16 protein-coding genes and 1 riboswitch are annotated in these 16,213 nt (G+C 72.9%); of the genes, 2 read left to right on the plus strand and 14 right to left on the minus strand.

Annotated elements, in window-relative coordinates; genetic code table 11:
• Positions 1-124: 124 nt before the first annotated feature.
• Positions 125-220, minus strand: a riboswitch (glycine riboswitch).
• A gap of 19 nt (positions 221-239) precedes the next feature.
• The 10 genes from ACIBG4_RS29880 to ACIBG4_RS29925 form a co-directional block, all read right to left on the minus strand.
• Positions 240-860 (minus strand): MerR family transcriptional regulator, encoded by a 621-nt coding sequence (locus ACIBG4_RS29880; RefSeq protein ID WP_355444649.1) that lies wholly within the window; start codon positions 858-860, stop codon positions 240-242.
• Between the two features lie 148 nt (positions 861-1,008).
• The gene (locus ACIBG4_RS29885; protein WP_090771501.1) at positions 1,009-1,479 is read right to left on the minus strand and encodes a bifunctional nuclease family protein; all 471 of its coding nucleotides are present in this window, start codon (positions 1,477-1,479) and stop codon (positions 1,009-1,011) included.
• A 177-nt stretch (positions 1,480-1,656) separates the two neighbouring features.
• Positions 1,657-2,319 carry a MerR family transcriptional regulator gene (locus ACIBG4_RS29890; RefSeq protein WP_355444646.1) on the minus strand — a complete coding sequence of 221 codons (663 nt, stop codon included), beginning with the start codon at positions 2,317-2,319 and terminating at the stop codon, positions 1,657-1,659.
• 67 nt (positions 2,320-2,386) lie between these two features.
• A complete protein-coding gene (locus ACIBG4_RS29895) occupies positions 2,387-2,899 on the minus strand; it encodes an FHA domain-containing protein (RefSeq protein ID WP_310709893.1) in 513 nt (170 codons plus the stop codon).
• 362 nt (positions 2,900-3,261) lie between these two features.
• Positions 3,262-5,766, minus strand: a complete 2,505-nt coding sequence (locus ACIBG4_RS29900; RefSeq protein WP_397204651.1) for a sugar phosphate nucleotidyltransferase — start codon at positions 5,764-5,766, stop codon at positions 3,262-3,264.
• 4 nt (positions 5,767-5,770) lie between these two features.
• Entirely contained in the window at positions 5,771-6,352 is a 582-nt protein-coding gene (locus ACIBG4_RS29905; protein WP_397204652.1) for a CDP-alcohol phosphatidyltransferase family protein, read from the minus strand.
• Between the two features lie 84 nt (positions 6,353-6,436).
• A complete protein-coding gene (locus ACIBG4_RS29910) occupies positions 6,437-7,375 on the minus strand; it encodes a GNAT family N-acetyltransferase (protein WP_397204653.1) in 939 nt (312 codons plus the stop codon).
• Positions 7,376-7,406: 31 nt separating this feature from the next.
• Positions 7,407-8,000 carry a phosphoribosylanthranilate isomerase gene (locus ACIBG4_RS29915; protein WP_397204654.1) on the minus strand — a complete coding sequence of 198 codons (594 nt, stop codon included), beginning with the start codon at positions 7,998-8,000 and terminating at the stop codon, positions 7,407-7,409.
• 10 nt (positions 8,001-8,010) lie between these two features.
• A complete protein-coding gene (locus ACIBG4_RS29920; protein WP_397204655.1) occupies positions 8,011-8,433 on the minus strand; it encodes a hypothetical protein in 423 nt (140 codons plus the stop codon).
• A 196-nt stretch (positions 8,434-8,629) separates the two neighbouring features.
• Positions 8,630-10,270, minus strand: coding sequence for a sensor histidine kinase (locus tag ACIBG4_RS29925; RefSeq protein WP_397204656.1), 1,641 nt, complete (start codon positions 10,268-10,270; stop codon positions 8,630-8,632).
• 129 nt (positions 10,271-10,399) lie between these two features.
• Here ACIBG4_RS29925 and ACIBG4_RS29930 point away from each other — a divergent pair, with 129 nt between their 5' ends.
• Positions 10,400-10,990, plus strand: a complete 591-nt coding sequence (locus ACIBG4_RS29930; protein WP_397204657.1) for a class I SAM-dependent methyltransferase — start codon at positions 10,400-10,402, stop codon at positions 10,988-10,990.
• Between the two features lie 264 nt (positions 10,991-11,254).
• Here ACIBG4_RS29930 and ACIBG4_RS29935 read toward each other — a convergent pair whose 3' ends face one another.
• The 3 genes from ACIBG4_RS29935 to ACIBG4_RS29945 are packed head-to-tail and all read right to left on the minus strand — an operon-like array spanning position 11,255 to position 13,707.
• The gene (locus ACIBG4_RS29935) at positions 11,255-12,082 is read right to left on the minus strand and encodes an enoyl-CoA hydratase/isomerase family protein (protein WP_397204658.1); all 828 of its coding nucleotides are present in this window, start codon (positions 12,080-12,082) and stop codon (positions 11,255-11,257) included.
• Positions 12,079-13,011, minus strand: coding sequence for an alpha/beta hydrolase (locus ACIBG4_RS29940; RefSeq protein WP_397204659.1), 933 nt, complete (start codon positions 13,009-13,011; stop codon positions 12,079-12,081). Before ACIBG4_RS29940 ends, ACIBG4_RS29935 begins: the two co-directional genes overlap by 4 nt.
• A gap of 9 nt (positions 13,012-13,020) precedes the next feature.
• Positions 13,021-13,707: a gamma-glutamyl-gamma-aminobutyrate hydrolase family protein gene (locus ACIBG4_RS29945; protein ID WP_397204660.1), complete on the minus strand. Its 687-nt coding sequence runs from the start codon at positions 13,705-13,707 to the stop codon at positions 13,021-13,023.
• A 450-nt stretch (positions 13,708-14,157) separates the two neighbouring features.
• On the opposite strand from ACIBG4_RS29945, the gene ACIBG4_RS29950 reads away from it, so the two are divergent.
• On the plus strand, positions 14,158-15,276 hold the full coding sequence (locus ACIBG4_RS29950) for a globin domain-containing protein (protein WP_397204661.1): 1,119 nt from the start codon (positions 14,158-14,160) through the stop codon (positions 15,274-15,276).
• Positions 15,277-15,351: 75 nt separating this feature from the next.
• On the opposite strand, the gene ACIBG4_RS29955 is transcribed toward ACIBG4_RS29950, so the two are convergent.
• Positions 15,352-16,164, minus strand: a complete 813-nt coding sequence (locus ACIBG4_RS29955) for a helix-turn-helix domain-containing protein (RefSeq protein ID WP_397204662.1) — start codon at positions 16,162-16,164, stop codon at positions 15,352-15,354.
• Between the last annotated feature and the right edge of the window lie 49 nt (positions 16,165-16,213).

Genomic DNA, 16,213 nt, shown 5'->3' on the forward strand with positions numbered 1-16,213 from the left:
GGCGCCAGGGCGCGGGCGTATGCCGGGTCTCCCCCTCTGTCATGCGGACCTGAGAGCTTCACCCCGGAGGGCTTGCACCGTCGGTGAGACGCGCCTGGCGGGCGCGCCTGCTTTCCAGAGACGCCTCACCCGAGCGGTACAGGTGCCTGAGAGATTCCGGGGAGGGTTGCTCCTTCGGCGCCCCAGGGACGAAGCCCGGGGACTCTCCCGCACGGGGTCGTCAGCCTTGCGCTCTCACTTTACCCTGTGCGGCGCGCACGCCGCCGCTGGGCCAGCTCGTCAGCGGGGTGGTCGGCCGGGACGGTGTCCGCGACCGCCGCTCGTTCCCCCGGCAGCTCCGCGAGGGAGCCCTCGACCTCGCGCCAGACCCGGCCGAGGGCGATGCCGAAGACGCCCTGACCGCCCTGGAGCAGGTCGATCACCTCGTCGGCCGAGGTGCACTCGTAGACGCTGACACCGTCGCTCATGAGCGTGATCTGGGCGAGGTCGGCCACCCCGCGCTCACGCAGGTGTTGCACGGCCGTACGGATCTGCTGGAGGGAGACCCCGGTGTCGAGAAGCCGCTTGACGACCTTGAGCACCAGGATGTCGCGGAAGCTGTAGAGCCGCTGGGAGCCGGAGCCCTGCGCCGCTCTTATCGTGGGCTCGACCAGTCCGGTGCGTGCCCAGTAGTCCAGCTGCCGGTAGGTGATGCCGGCCGCCGCGCAGGCCGTCGGGCCACGGTATCCGATGTCACCCGGCAGCGACGCCGGTCGCTCGTCGAAGAGCAGTCCCTGCTCCCCGGCACGCTGCCGCGCGCTCTCGCGCCGTACCGAGTCTTCCTGGCCGGCCGTCTTTCCCTCGCCGCTGCTGACCGCCACGCGGACCTCCGGCTTTCTCTCATCCCGTGACCTGATCTGGGGGTTCGTAAAAAGGCGGCCACGGGTTTCACTTGCACCGTAGGACCGTGACCATGCTCAGTCAACGATCCGGCTCGGCGCGTCGTGAAGCGTAAATGCACTGAAATACCTACCCCGCCCTGCCGAAGTCCTCGGGGGTGATCGTGTCAAGGAACTCCCTGAACTTCTCCACCTCGTCCTCCTGGTCGTCGGGGATGATCACACCGGCCTCCTGGACGACCTCCTCGCTGGCGAAGATGCGCGCTCCGGTGCGCAGGGCCAGGGCGATCGAGTCGGACGGCCGGGCGCTGACCTCGACGCCGTTGGAGAACACCAGGTCGGCGAAGAAGATCCCGTCGCGCAGGGCGACGATGTTGACGGCGCGCAGGCCGACGCCCAGCGCGCTCAGCACGTCTCTGAACAGGTCGTGCGTCAGGGGCCTGGGCGGGGGCTCCTCCGCCTGGGCCAGCGCGATGGCCGTGGCTTCGGTCATGCCGATCCAGATGGGCAGGAACCGCTCCCCGTGTGCCTCCTTGAGCAGGACGATCGGCTGATTTGTGGGCATTTCTACCCGAACGCCCACGACCTCCATCTGCAACACGGGCTGCTCCGTATTCGACTGGCCGGCGACCCGGCACAGCTCATTGCTGGTTCGCTTATGCATTTCAACGTAACACCCGGCGGGTGCCGTATGTCCCGCCGGTGCGGTCCCGAATCTCAGCGATGGGGCCGGCCGTCAGGCCCGCCGGGGCGGGCCGGTGGGGAGGGCTCGCCGGGGTCAGCGTCCCAGGACGGAGCGCACGCCCTCGCGGACCAGCGCGGCGTGCAGGTCCAGCAGGAGCGCCGACAGCTCCCTGGCCGCCTCGTCGGCCTCGCCGATGGCGCCGGGGCCGCGCCGCTTGAGCACCGGCGCGACCGCCTGCTCGATCAGGCCGCACTCCCGCTCGGCCGCCGCCTTGACGGCCCGCAGGTGGCGGGCGTGCAGGCCGAAGCGGGCCAGCGCCCCGACGGTGCGCGCCACGGTCAGCGCGTCCTCGTCGTAGCGCCGGGCGCGGGCCGCGAGCAGCCCGTAGTCCTCCAGCTCGGTGAGCGTCTCGTCGTCGATCCCGGCCGTCTCCAGCAGCTCGGCGCGGCTGAGCCGGATCTCCGGCTCGGCGTCGGCGTCGGGAACGGCGCGCGGGCGGCCGAAGTCCTCGGCCATCTTGTCCTTGATCACCCGCAGCGGCAGGTAGTGGTCGCGCTGCTCGGTGAGGATGTAGCGCAGCTGCTCCACGTGCAGGTGGGTGAACTTGCGGAAGCCCGAGGGGCTCCGCTCGGGCTCGATGAGCCCCTCGCCCTCCAGGAACCGGATCTTGGAGATCGTGACGTCGGGGAACTCGCCCCGCAGGAGGGCGAGCACCTCCCCGATGCTCATGTGCGAGCGCGCCGCCTGCGAACTCATGCGGTCTCCTTCGCCGACCGCATGCGTCCGCGCGAAGCCGTGTCCATGGATCGCTCGCTACGCTCCCTCATGCTGTGGCGGCGGTCCGCATCAGGAACAGCAGACGGAACTTGCCGATCTGCACCTCGTCGCCCGAGTGCAGCGGCACCTCCTCGATGCGTTCCCTGTTGACGTACGTGCCGTTGAGGCTGCCCACGTCGCGCACCGAGAACTGGCCGCCCCGGTGACGGTAGAACTCGACATGACGGCGGGAGACCGTGATGTCGTCGAGGAAGATGTCGCTCTCCGGGTGGCGGCCGGTGGTGGTGAGGTCCTTGTCGAGCCGGAACCGGCTCCCCTGGTTGGGACCCCTGGTCACGGTGAGCAACGCCGTGCCGGGCGGCAGCTGCTCCACCAGCGCCCGCTCGGCGAGGAGCATGTCGCCTGTCTCAGCCTCGTACGCCTCGATTCCCGCTACGGAGATCGTCGAGGTGGTGTCCCCGGCGGCCTCGGCTCTGGCCAGCGGTGACCCACAGCGGGAACAGAAACGGGCATCCTCGGGGTTGGCGTGCCCGCACTGCGTGCAGTAGACGCTCGGCATCGATCGGCTCGGCCTCCTACCGCGAAGACGCGGCGACGGTGCTCGGCGCGCCTCGCTTCGCTCTTCAAGTTTGCGAATGCCGCAACTTACGCTGCTGAACGGCAAAGGTCAAGGCGGGGCGCTGGACGACAGGTTCGGACGGTGACAAAGTTACCGCCGTCCGCGCCTGATGGTCCATGCCGCCGCGCCTTTACACAATACGATCTTGTCGGGCGCCGCGCGAACCCTTGGGGCCGTTACGCGCAGTGACATTCCTCTCAAGAGCCGGCCAAAGGCGCCCCTTCCCCGGTCTCCGGGCGTATAGGTCCCGGGAGACGCGCGGAAAACCCCCAGGAGACGCACAGAAGACGCACAGGGGCCACTCAGGAGGCGGCCGCCTCGACGATGCGGGCCCAGCGCTCGATGAGGGCCTGGGCCGTGTCCATGTCGTGGGCCTCGGCCCACAGGTCGGTGACCGGCTCGGTGGCGGCGGGCAGGATCAGCACCCAGGTCCCGTCCTCGCCGACGACGCGCACCCCGTCGGTCGTGTCGATGCGCTGTCCCTCGGCGGAGGCCTCCACCGCCTCGATGACGGAGCGCATGACCGCCCCCTTGGCCGCCCAGCGCGTCGGCACGCTGCGCTTGAGCAGCCTCGCCTCGGGGATGCGGGCGTCGATCTGGCTGAGCGACAGCCGGGTGCGGGCCACCAGGCCGAGCAGCCGCATGAACGCGGCCAGCCCGTCGATGGCCGGGCTGAACTCGGGCACGACGAAGCCGCCCCGCCCGTCCGCCGCGAAGATCATGTCCTCGCCGGCGGCGGCCGAGGTGAGGGCGTCCAGAGCCGTGGAGGTCCACTGCGCCTGCACGCCGTGGAAGCGGCACACCTGCTCGGCCACCCGGGTGGTGGTCACCGGCAGCGCCACCTGCCCGCCCCGGCGCTCGGCGGCCACGAGGTCGAGCACCACGAGCAGGGCCCGTTCCTCACCGATGAGCTGCCCCATCTCGTCCACCAGCGCGATCCGCTCGCCGACCGGGTCGAAGCGGACGCCGAACGCGGCGCGGGAGGAGCTGACGAGCTCCGACAGGCGTTGCAGGTCACGGCGGCGCTCGGCCAGCGTCTCGGTCGGCGAGGCGTCGTCGAGCCGGGCGTTGACCGTGAGCACCTCGACGCCGACGCGGCCGAGCAGGGTCGGCAGGACCAGGGAGGAGGTCCCGCCGGCGCAGTCCACGACCACCTTCATGCCGGCGATGCCGCTCATGTCGATCCGGCGCATCAGCTCGTGGGTGTAGTCCTCGACGACGCGCGCCGGGTAGGTCAGCTCGGCGATCTCACCGGGGAAGGCCCGCCGGAACTCCTGGCGGGAGAAGACCCGCTCCAGCTTGCGCTGGGCGGCGGCCGACAGGTCGGCGCCCCGGTCGTCCATGATGACGATGTCCACGCTCTGCGGGTCACCGGCGGTGGTGCGCAGGGCGATGCCGCCGGCCGCCGCGTCGCGGGCGGTGTGGAAGCGCGCCACGGGCAGCGGGGCGGCCTCCAGGTCGAGCACGTTGATGGCGCTGGCGGTGAGCGCGCTGATCACGGCCCGCTTGAGCGCCCTGGCCGCGAGCGAGGAGTCGCGCGAGGTGACGACGTGCGCGCCCTTCTTCAGGGTGGTGGCGTAGGCGCTGGCCAGCCGTACGCACAGCTCGGGGGTGATCTCGACGTTGACCAGCCCGCTGACGCCGCGCGGCCCGAACAGGCTGCGCTGTCCGCGCGACTCCCAGATGACGCTGGTGTTGACGACCGCCCCGGCCTCGATGGTCTTGAACGGGTAGACCTTGACGCCGCTGGAGATGTACGCCTCGGGCTCGATGACGCAGTCGTCGCCGATGACGGCGTCCTCCTCGATGCGGGCGCCGGCCATGACGTCGGTGCTCTTGCCGACGACGCAGCCGCGCAGGTGGGCCCCCGGGCCCACGTAGACGTTGTCGTGGACGACGGCCCGGTGCAGGAAGGCGCCCTCGCGCACGACCACGTTGTTGCCCAGCACGGTGTACTCGCGCAGCTCGGCGCCCGCCTCGATCTTGGCGTAGTCGCCGATGAGCAGCGGGCCCTTGAGCACCGCGTCGGGGTCGACGGAGGCCGACTCGGCCACCCAGACGCCCGGTGACAGCTCGAAGCCGCCGACGTCCAGCCTGACCTTGCCGGACAGGGCGTCGGCCTGGGCCTTGAGGTAGCTCTCGTGGGTGCCGACGTCCTCCCAGTAGCCGTCGGCGACGTAGCCGAAGATGGGGGCGCCGCTCTCCAGCAGGCGGGGGAAGACGTCGGCGGACCAGTCGACGGGCTCCCCCGCGGCCACATGGTCGAGGACCTCGGGCTCCATGACGTAGACGCCGGTGTTGACGGTGTCGGAGAAGACCTGGCCCCAGGTGGGCTTCTCCAGGAAGCGCTGCACGCGGCCCGCCTCGTCGATGATGACGATCCCGAACTCCAGCGGATTAGGCACGCGTTTGAGCCCTATGGTAATAAGAGCTCCATTTTCTCGGTGAAAACGCACCATATCCGACAAATCGATGTCGGTGAGGGCGTCGCCGGAGATCACCAGGAAACGGTCGTCCCGCAGCCGGTCGGCGGCGTTCTTGACGCTCCCGGCCGTGCCCAGCGGGATGTCCTCGGTGGCGTACTGGAGGCTCATGCCCAGCTCGTCGCCGTCGCCGAAGTAGTTGCGCACGAGCGCGGCGAGGAACTGGAGCGTGACCACCGTCTCGGTCACCCCGTGCCGCTTGAGCAGGCGCAACACGTGCTCCATGATCGGCCGGTTGGCCACGGGAAGCAGTGGCTTGGGCTGGTTGGCGGTCATCGGTCGCAGCCGAGTGCCCTCCCCGCCCGCCATGACGACCGCCTTCACCCGATCACTCCTTTGTGGTCGCAGTTATGAGCCGGCGCACCTGAACGGCGTACAACACGCCCGCCCACCAGTACAGACCTGTTCCCCACACAGCGAAAGCCCATCCTGTGACGCGGGCCATCTCGGCATACCACCCGGTGTGGGAGGCGAGGAAGAGGAGCGGGAAGGCGTACATGAGATTGAACATGGCCGCTTTACCGAGGAAGTGCACCTGAAGTGCCCGGTAACCGTGTCTGCGGAGCACGGGGAAGAAACCTGCGACGAAGAGCTCACGCGCGAGGATCAGCGCCACCAGCCACCACGGGATGACGCCCCGCACCAGCAGCGCCAGGATGGTCGCGAACACGTACAGCTTGTCGGCGGCGGGGTCGATGATCCGCCCGAGCTTGCTCGTCTGGTTGAAGGCGCGAGCGATCTTCCCGTCGAGCCAGTCGGTGAACCCGGCGACCGCCAGGACCCCGATGGCCCAGCCGTCCGCCCGGGGCCCGAGAACCAGCCAGAGGAAGACGGGCACGCCGAGGAGTCGCAGGAAGCTCAGCAGGTTGGGAACCGTCCAGATCCGGTCCTCGGCGGAAGTTTCGCTCACGCTGGAGACCCTACTGCGTCGTATCTCCGGGCAGCGGGCCCGTCCGGCCGGTGTTCCCCGGGGCGGCGGACCGTGTGAGGCGTGTCAGGCGCGCAGGAAGGCGTGGGTGCGGCCGACGGCCGCGAAGCCCAGGCGGGCGTAGAAGTCCTTCGGCCAGTCCTCCTCGGCGGCGAGCAGGAAGATCGGCTCGCAGCCGGCCGCCTCGGCGAGCAGGGCCCGCATGAGGGCGCGGGCGTGTCCCCGGCCACGGTGGCGGGTGCCCGTGTGGACGCTCTCGATCTGGGCGACCCCGTCCTGGACGTACAGCTCGGCCCGGGCCGCGATCTCGCCGGACGCGGCGCGCACGCCGCGGAAGCGGACCATGTCGGCGCCGCGCAGCCGCTCCGCCACCCGCCGCGCGAGCTGGTCGACCGCGTCGCCGGAGACGCTCGGCAGGGCTTCGCGCCAGTCATGGCGCACGACGGGCAGCAGCTCCTCCAGCGTCAGGTCCTCGGCCGGGGGGACGTCGGCGGGCGGGGCGCCACGGAAGACCATGACCACGTTGGACTCGTGGTCGTAACCGGCGGCGGTGAAGGCGGGGGCGAGGGCGGCGCCCAGCGCGTCGTCGTCCACGCACACGTAGCGGTGGCCGCGGCCGGCCAGCACCTCGTCGGCGGCCCGCAGCACCTCCCCGGCCCGGACCGGGGCGCCCCCGTCCGGGGCGCCCCCGTCCGGGGCGGGGGACACGACGACGAGGCGGTTGTCGTCGTGGGAGCCGGGGTAGCGGTCGTTCAGCACGGCGAAGCCGCCCGGCACCTCCGCGACCCGCCCGGCCTTGCGCCGGGCGAACGCGTGCGTGAAGGCCAGCACCCGCGCCAGCTCCGGGCCCTGCTCGGCGATCGGGCCCTGCTCGGCGATCGGGCCCGGCTCCGCGATCGGACCCTGCTCAGCGATCGGGCTCTGCTCGGCGATCGGGCCCTGCTCGGCGGTCAGGCCCTGCTCGGCGGTCAGGCCGGGGAGGCGGGGGGAAAGGGCGTCGCTCATCGGGCCGGGCGCGATCGGGCCTCGCGGGCGGTCATCGCGCATCGCGGGCCGCCGCGAGGAAGTCCCGGATCAGGCCGGCGTCCTTGACGCCCGGCGCCACCTCGACGCCGCTCGACACGTCCACCCCCCACGGCCGGGCCGCGGCGATCGCGGTGGCCACGTTGGCCGGGTCGAGGCCCCCCGCGAGCAGCCAGCGGCCCGAGGGGCGTCCCCGCACGGCCGCCCAGTCCCACGGCTCGCCGGAGCCGGGCCGGGGCGCGTCGACGATGAGCAGGTCCTCGTCGTAGGCGCCGCACCGCAGGTCCGCCCCGGCGTCCACGGCCCGGACCAGGGTCAGGCCGAGGTCCTTCAGCGCGGTGAAGTCGGCGTGGGGGTGGTGGCCGTGCAGCTGCACGGCCCGCAGCCCGGCGGCGAGGGTCGCGGCGCGCACCTCCGCCGGGTCCTCTCCCCGGAAGACTCCCACGGTGAGCACGTGGCCGGGCACCAGCGCGGCCAGCTCCGCCGCCCGCTCCGGCGTCACGCGGCGCGGGCTGCGGGTCAGGACGAACCCGATGGCGTCGGCGCCCGCCTCGACGGCCGCCGTCACGTGCCCGGGCTCGCTGAGCCCGCAGATCTTCACATACACACGGTCGAGGTTAGCGGCGCACGCCCGCCCGCGGCGACCACACCCAGACGAGCATGGCCACGATCAGCCCGAACAGGGCGACCCCGTTCGGGAGGTGCGCCCCGAGCCAGAGCCAGGTGACGTGCTGGGCCATGCCGACGACGAGCAGCGCCACGCTCGCCAGCGCGGGCCAGCCGGCGCCGCGTCCCGGCCGCCAGACGAGTACGGCGAGGACGACCTGCACGAGCGCGACCAGGTGGACCACCATCCCGGCCATGACGTGGGACTCGCGCATCGCCTCACCCGCCCCGACCGCCTGGCCGGCCAGGGAGGCGGCGACGAGCAGGGACGCCGCCTGGGCGACGACGACGATGCGCAGCCCGTACAGCAGCCCGGCGGACACCTGTCCGGATCGCCGGGGCCCGGACACCTGAGGCGCGGATCCGTGAGGCACGGGCGCGGTCTCCTGCATGATGTGGTCCTTCCTGGAGGGGTGAGGACCACATGCTGGCGGCCGGGGACGCGGACGGTCGTCAGCCTGCCGGATTATTCCGGGGTCCGCCCGCGGGATGACGCACGGGCCGCACCGGGCGGAAGGAGTCGCCGGCCGGGCCGCCCCGGTGGACGGCTGACGGCCGCCTGGGCGCGGATCACGCGACGTCCTCCTTCGCGCAGAAGCGGCCGGCCGGAGTTCCGGCGGGGTCGTCCCGTGTGCCGGGCAGGGTGGCGGTCAGGCGCCAGCCGCCGTTCTCGCCCGGGCCTGCCGCCAGCGTGCCGCCCAGGGCGCGGACCCGTTCCCGCATCCCGGCCAGCCCGCGCCCCGAGGACGGCAGGCGCTCCACCCGCGCCGGCGGCCGGCCGTTGACGATGTCGACGGCCAGTCCCTTGCCCCGGGCGGTGAGGGCGACCACGACCTCGGTGCCGGGTCCGGCGTGTTTGAGCACGTTGGTGAGCCCTTCCTGGACGATGCGGGCGGCGGAGGCGCGGGCGACGAGCGGGGCCCGGTCCGCGGCCGGGTCGAGGCGCAGGTCGACGACGAGACCGGCCGCGGCCATCCTCTCGGCGGACTCGCGCATCACGTCGGCCGGATCGGCCAGCAGGCCGGGCCGGGCGTCGGGGTCGCGCAGCACGTCGAGCAGGCCGCGCAGGTCCTCCAGCACCTGGTGTCCGGTGTCGCGGATGTCGGCCAGCGCGTCGGCGACCGGCCCCTCGGGGGCCGCGTAGCGGGCGGCGCCGGCCCGCAGCACCATGGCGCCGACGTGGTGGGCGACGATGTCGTGCACCTCGCGGGCGATCCGTTCGCGCTCGGCGAGCTGGTCGGCGCGGACCTGGGCGAGGGCCAGCCGCGCCGACTCCTCCTCCCGCCGCCGCTCGGCGGCGGCCGCGGTCTGCCGGACGCCGAGGTAACGGCCGATCGCGATGGGCGCCACGACCAGGAGCATGAGCACGAGGACGCGGAACGGGGTGACCTCGGTCTCGGACTCGACCACGGCGACGGTGGCGAGCACGCAGCCGGAGGCGTACGCGACGGCGGTCCAGAACCAGGACGCGACCCGCAGCGCGAACACGCCGAGGGCCGTCATCGAGAGGATGAGGCACGAGTTGACGGCCTGGTGGAGGTACTGGTCGGCGGAGACGAGCAGGACGCCCTCGAAGATGAGGACCATGCCGGGCAGCCGGCGGGCCACGCCGAGCGACAGGCCGCCGCACACCGCCAGCAGCCCGACCACCCACACCGGCAGGGAGCCCTGGTCCCACGACGTCCACGTGCTGAGGACCCCGACGGCCACCCCGGCGCCGGCGAGCAGCACGTCGGGCGTGATGTCGCCCGGCTCGAACCGGCTGGATCGGCCGCGCAGGTAGCCGCCGACCAGGGCCGGGAAGCCCGGCACGAGCAGGGTGTACATCCACCAGTTGCCGGCGGGCGGGACGCCGGCGTCGGCCAGGTTGAGCCCGGTCGCGAGGACGGCGGCGGCCACGGAGACGGCGACGGTTCCCGGCCCGGACCGGTAGGCGACGCGGCCGACTGCGACGCAGATCAGCATCTGCGCGGTGTTGGAGCTGTAGGAGCCCACGTGGTCGGCGAAGACGAGGAACGCGGCCAGGTAGAGCGCCGCCCACGGGGGCCGGGTGCGGAGGAACCCCATGGGCAGGCCGGCCAGCACCGCCATCGGGACGGTCATGGCCGGGGGCAGGTCGCCGAACCCGCCCGCCTTGCCCGACAGGAGCAGGTCCAGCGCGATCCCCGAGACCGCCAGCAGCACATCGAGCGCCACGCCACGCCAACGCATGCCCTGCAAACTATCCGGGCGAAGCCGTTTCCCGATCCTCCCCGCGGAGGATGCGGCCTCCTCCAAGTGGCCGGAACCCCGTCCTTCCGGCGGATCAGGCGGCGTCGACCGCGCCCCTACGGTCGAGGCATGTCCAACGACACCGCACTGTTCTTCGGCCAGTTCCTGCGCGACCCGGTCACGGTCGGCGCGCTCGCGCCCAGCTCCCGGCGGCTGGCCCGGTCCGTCTGCGCCCCGGTGCCCGAGCGGGGCGAGCCGGTGGTGGTCGAGCTGGGTCCCGGCACGGGGCCGTTCACCGCGGAGATCCAGCGGCGGCTGGCCGGGCGCGGCCGGCACCTGGCGGTGGAGCTCAACCAGCGGATGGCGGGCCTGCTGGCCTCGCGCTTCCCGGGGGTGAACGTGGTCCACGGCGACGCCGCCGAGCTGTCGCGGCTGCTCGGGGCGCACGGGCTGAGCCAGGCGGACGTGGTGGTGAGCGGCCTGCCCTGGGCCGCCTTCCCCGACGCTCTGCAGCGGCGCCTGATGGGGGCCGTCGTCTCGGCGATGAGCCCGGCGGGCGCCTTCACGACCTTCTCGTACGTGCACGCGATCCCGCTGGGCTCGGCCCGCCGGTTCCGTGCGCTGCTGGCCGAGCGGTTCGAGGAGGTGGTGCCGAGCCGCACGGTGTGGCGCAACGCGCCGCCGGCGTTCGTCTTCCACGCCCGCCGTCCGCGCGTCTGACCGGGCCCGGTGCGGGGAGAGCTTGGTCTCAACCCTCCCGCGCCCCCGGCGCCGGTCCCAGTGCGGCCGTCACCCCACGCGCGTGGCCGGTGCGCGTGGGTCATGCACGGCCGCGGACCACCTGCCGCGGACCGTCCCCGGGGCGGCGTTCTCGGCCTCGGCGGACCGGCCCGTCGTCGTCCAGCGCCGGCGCTTCGGCAGGTCGACGACCTCCTTGTCCTCTATGAGGCTGCGCCTACCCATCGCCGCGGGGACATCACCTGATCAGGAGAAGGACGGGGGCCGTTTGTCGCGCAGCGCCCGCACACCCTCGGCGACGTCGGGTCCGGTGAAGCCGAGGAACTCCATCGCCAGCGAGGCGTCGAACGACGGGCCGGCCATGCGCAGCCAGTTGTTCAGCGCGTACTTGGTGAGCCTGATGGCCTCCTGGGCGCCGGCGGCCAGCCGGGAGGCGAGGCCGAGCGCCGTCTCGTGCACCTGGTCGTCGTCCACGCACAGGCTGACCAGCCCCATCCGCTCGGCCTGCTCGCCGGTGACGGCCTCGCAGAGCAGCAGGTGGTACTTGGCCTTGGCCAGCCCGCACAGCAGCGGCCAGACGATCGCGGCGTGGTCGCCGGCGGCGACGCCGAGCCGGGTGTGCCCGTCGATGATCCGGGCGGTGCGCCCGGCGACGGACACGTCGGCGAGCAGCGCCACCGCGAGCCCGGCGCCGACGGCGGGGCCCTGGATGGCGGAGACGACGGGCTTGGAGCAGTTGACCACGTTGTAGACGATGTCGCGGGCCTCGGCGAAGACCCGCATGCGGGTGGCGTGGTCGCGCGTCATCTCCTCGATCATGGACAGGTCGCCGCCGGCGGAGAACGCCTCGCCCTCGCCCCTGACGACGACGGCGCGCACGGCGTCGTCGCGGTCGGCGTCGCGCCAGATCGAGGCCAGCTCGCGGTGGCCGGTCATGTCGACGGCGTTGAGCCTGCGGGGCTCGCTGATCGTGACCCGCAGCACGCCCTCGGCGGGCAGGTCGACGCGCAGCCGCTCGTACGCCTCGTATCCGGGCACGGGAGATCCGGGAACGATGGATGCGGGACCGGTCACGGCTCCCCCTCCAGGCCGAAGGCGTCGCGCAGGCGGCGGGCGACGAGCTCGCGGGCCTCCAGCGCCTGGTCGAACAGGCCCGGGAACGAGTAGAACCCGTGCACGGCCCCCTCGTAGCGGGCCACCTCGGCGGGCACCCCGGCCTCGGTCAGGCGCTCGCCGTAGCGCTCCGCCTCGTCGCGGAGCACGTCGCACTCGGCGGTGACGATCGTGGCGGGCGCCAGCCCGGTGGCGGACGGCACCCGCAGCGGCGACAGGCGCGGGTCGGCGGGGTCGGCTCCGGGCGCGTACTGCCGGGCGAACCAGGCCATCTCGGCCGCGTCGAGCCCGAAGCCCCGCCCGAACGCGGCGTAGCTCGGCGTGTCCCCGGTCAGGTCCAGCACCGGGGTGACCAGCGCCTGGTGGGTCAGCCTCAGCCCGGCGTCCCGGGCCTGCCAGGCGGCCACGGCGGCGAGGTTGCCGCCGGCACTGACGCCGATCACCGCGACGGAGCCGTCGCACTGGTAGAAGGCGGGCCGGGCGAAGACGTCGCGCACCACCGTCCACGCGTCGTCGGCCGCGGCCGGGAACGGGTGCTCGGGCGCCAGCCGGTAGCCGGCGGAGACGACCACGGCGCCGGTGCGCAGCGCGAGGTCGCGGCCGGTGGCGTCGTCGCGCTTGACGCCGCCGAACACCCAGCCGCCGCCGTGGAAGGAGACGAGCACGGGCAGCGGCCCGTCGCCGCGGTCGGCCCGGTAGATCCGGATCGGCACGCCCTCCGCGGTCTCGTCGCGGACGGAGGCGATGCGGGTGAGGGGGCCACGGTGCGCGGCCATCGGGTCGGCCGCGCGCGCCTCCCGGATGGCGGCGAGGTCCAGGCTGTCCAGGCCGCCGCCGTCGTCCGGCCGGTAGCGCGCGAGGAACTCGCGCGCCTGAGGGTTCAGCGGCATGGTCGGAGCCTAGCGGGCCGCCTCGACGAGCGCATCGAACAACGCGTCGCCCGTGCCCCGCTCGGGATGCCACTGCACGCCCACGGCGAACCGGTGGCCCTGCAGCTCGACGGCCTCGACGATCTGGTCCTCGGCCCAGGCCACGGCCAGCAGCCCCGAGCCGAGCCGGCGCACGGACTGCACGTGCGGCGCGACCACCTCGACGTGGTCGCCCACGGCCTTGCCGAGCTTGCTGGACGCGCTGACCTGGATGGAGTGGCGGGCTCCGGGCTCGCCGTGGCGGTCGTCGCCGAGCGTGTCGGGCAGCCAGGGGATGAGCGTGCCGCCCTGGGCGACGTTGAGCACGTGCATGCCGCGGGCGACGGCGAGGATCGGCAGGCCGGCCTGGACCGCGGCGCGGGCCAGGGCCACCTCGTAGCGGTCGCGGTGGGCCTGCGGCGGGGCGGCCCGGCCGTCCTGGTCCTCCCCGTAGGCGTCGGCGCCGACCTCGGTGCCTCCGGCGAGGACGACGCCGCGCAGGCCGCGTACGTGGTCGGCGGCGGTGTGCGGGGACAGGGGCGGCAGCAGGACGGGCGCCCCGCCGGCGCGTTCGACGGCCTTGGCGTAGGCCGGGGGCGACAGGACCGCCTCCCGCACCCACTCCCCCCAGCGGGCGGCCTCGAAGTAGGCGGTGATGCCGATCAGCGGTCGGGACATGCGATCTCCAGGTGCGAGCAGGAGTCGGTACGGCACGAGTCGGTACGGCGTCCGGTGGTGCGGCGTCCGCCAGGCCATCATGGCGCACGGCGTTTCGCTCACGTCACCCCCGGAGATGGATCCGTCCGGCCGTTCCCGCCCTGCCACCGATAGGGCTTCCTGACAAACCGCGAAATAATCAGAAAATGCGAATGCAATACATATTCACGTTTCGCGTTCGAAATGCGCGCTGCCTTGACTGCGGAGAATAACAGGAGCGTTACGCATAGTTCGGGTTCGCACCGTATCGGCGCGAAACGGTTGTGACGTCCCTGTGGTGGTGTAAGACTCGATTTCCGAGCGATCGGCCGAGCCGGGGCCCGCCGGACGCTCGTCACCCGGAGCCGTCAGGGAGGTGGAACGACACGACCGGAATGCGATTCCGGGCTATGGGGTGGGGTTGATGTGGAAATGTCGTTGAATCCGCGCCTGGTAAAAGAGAGCTTCTCCGTCATCGAGCCCGTGGCCGGCAAGGCGGCCGCGTACTTCTACGGCCGGCTGTTCGCCGAGAGCCCGCACCTGCGCAGCATGTTCCCGCCGGGCATGGACACTCAGCGCGACCGGCTCTTCGGCGCGCTGACCCGCATCGTGTGGAGCCTCGACAGCCCCGACAGCATGGCCTCCTTCCTCGGCCAGCTGGGGCGCGACCACCGCAAGTACGGGGTGGTCGCCGAGCACTACGGCGCGATCGGCAGGGCGCTGCTGGCCACCGTGCGCACGTTCGCGGCCGACATCTGGACGTCCGAGATCGAGGCCGCCTGGGTCGCGGCCTACAACGCGGCAGCCGAGCTGATGATCGAGGCCGCCGAGGCGGACGCCGGGGCGTCGCCCGCCTGGTGGGTCGCGGAGGTGATCGACCACGAACGCCGCACGCCCGACATCGCGGTGGTCACGCTCCAGCCCAGCCAGCGGCTGCCGTACACGGCCGGGCAGTACGTGACCGTGCAGGTCCCGCGCTGGCCGCGGGTGTGGCGGGCGTTCTCCATCGCGAACGCCCCCCGCCCCGACAACACGCTGCGCCTGCACGTGCGCTCCGTGCCGGGCGGATGGGTGTCGACCACGCTCACCCGCGACACCCGCATCGGCGACGCGATCACGCTGGGCCCGCCGATGGGCACGATGGCGGCGCCCGAGCCGGGCTGCCGCGACGTGCTGTGCGTGGCGGGCGGCACGGGGCTCGCGCCGCTGAAGGCGATCGTGGAGCAGATCATCGCCTCGGGCCGCCGCCCCAACATCCACCTCCTGTACGGCGCCCGGACCGCGGAGGAGCTGTACGACCTGCCGGACCTCCTCCGGATGGAGAGCGCCTTCCCGTGGCTGCGGGTCGTGCCCGTGGTCTCCGGCGACCCGGACCATGAGGGGATGCACGGCCACCTGCCGGAGGTGACGCAGCGCTTCCACTCGTGGGCCGAGCACGAGGTGTACGTGTGCGGGCCGGCGGCCATGGTGACCGAGACGGTCCGGCGCCTGCAGGACGACGGGGTGCCGCCGGCCCGCGTCCACCGCGACGTCGTCCACGACGAGCGGTGAGGATCGGCCCGGTGGCGTCACCACCGGGCCACGCCGGCCCCCGGCGGCCCCCGGCCCCGTCAGCTCGCGGCGGCGTCAGCTCGCGGCGGCGGGGCGGCCGAAGGCCGCCGCGGTCTCCTCGTCGTTCGGCCAGAACGTCTCGATGGCCAGCTCCGAGACCGTCACCTCCACCGGCGTGCCGAAGGTGGCGATCGTGGTGAACATCGACAGCACCTGGTCACCGTGGCGGATGCGCAGGGGCAGCAGGATGTCGGCCGGGCCGGGCACGCGGGCCACGTTCAGCTCCACCCCGGGGTAGGTGTAGGCGGCCAGCTCGTCGTGCAGCTCGGCCAGCGCCCCGTGGCCGGACGCCTCGGCCTGGCGGCGGAGCTGGCTGAGCAGGTACGCGCGGACCTCGGCGAGGTTGAGCAGGCGGCCGCCCATCGCGTCGGGGTGCAGCGACAGGCGCATCACGTTGATCGGCTCCTGGAGCAGCTCGGCGGGCACCCCCTCCATGAACATCCCGGCCGCCGCGTTGGCCGCGACCAGGTTCCAGCCGGCGTCCACGACCAGCGCGGGGAACGGCTCATGCCCGGCGAGGATCCGGTCGAGGGCCTGCCGCACCGCGGCCATCTCGGGCGCCCGCACCTCCCGCTCGGGGAACACCGGCGCGTAGCCGGCCGCCACCAGCAGCCGGTTGCGGTGCCGCAACGGCACCTCAAGCTCCTCCGCCAGCCGCATCACCATCTCGCGGCTCGGACGGGCCCGGCCCGTCTCCAGGAAGCTGACGTGCCGGGACGACACGTCGGCCTCGATCGCCAGGTCGAGCTGGCTCACCCGGCGCCGCTGGCGCCAGGCGCGCAGCAGCTCACCGAAGGTCTCCTCTTGATGTACGGCAAGCGCTCCCATGGCGCAAACGTTACGGCACCCGAGGGAAGGGCCGCGATGACGTGTGAGG

Source organism: Nonomuraea sp. NPDC050383, assembly GCF_044459125.1.
GTDB lineage: Bacteria > Actinomycetota > Actinomycetes > Streptosporangiales > Streptosporangiaceae > Nonomuraea.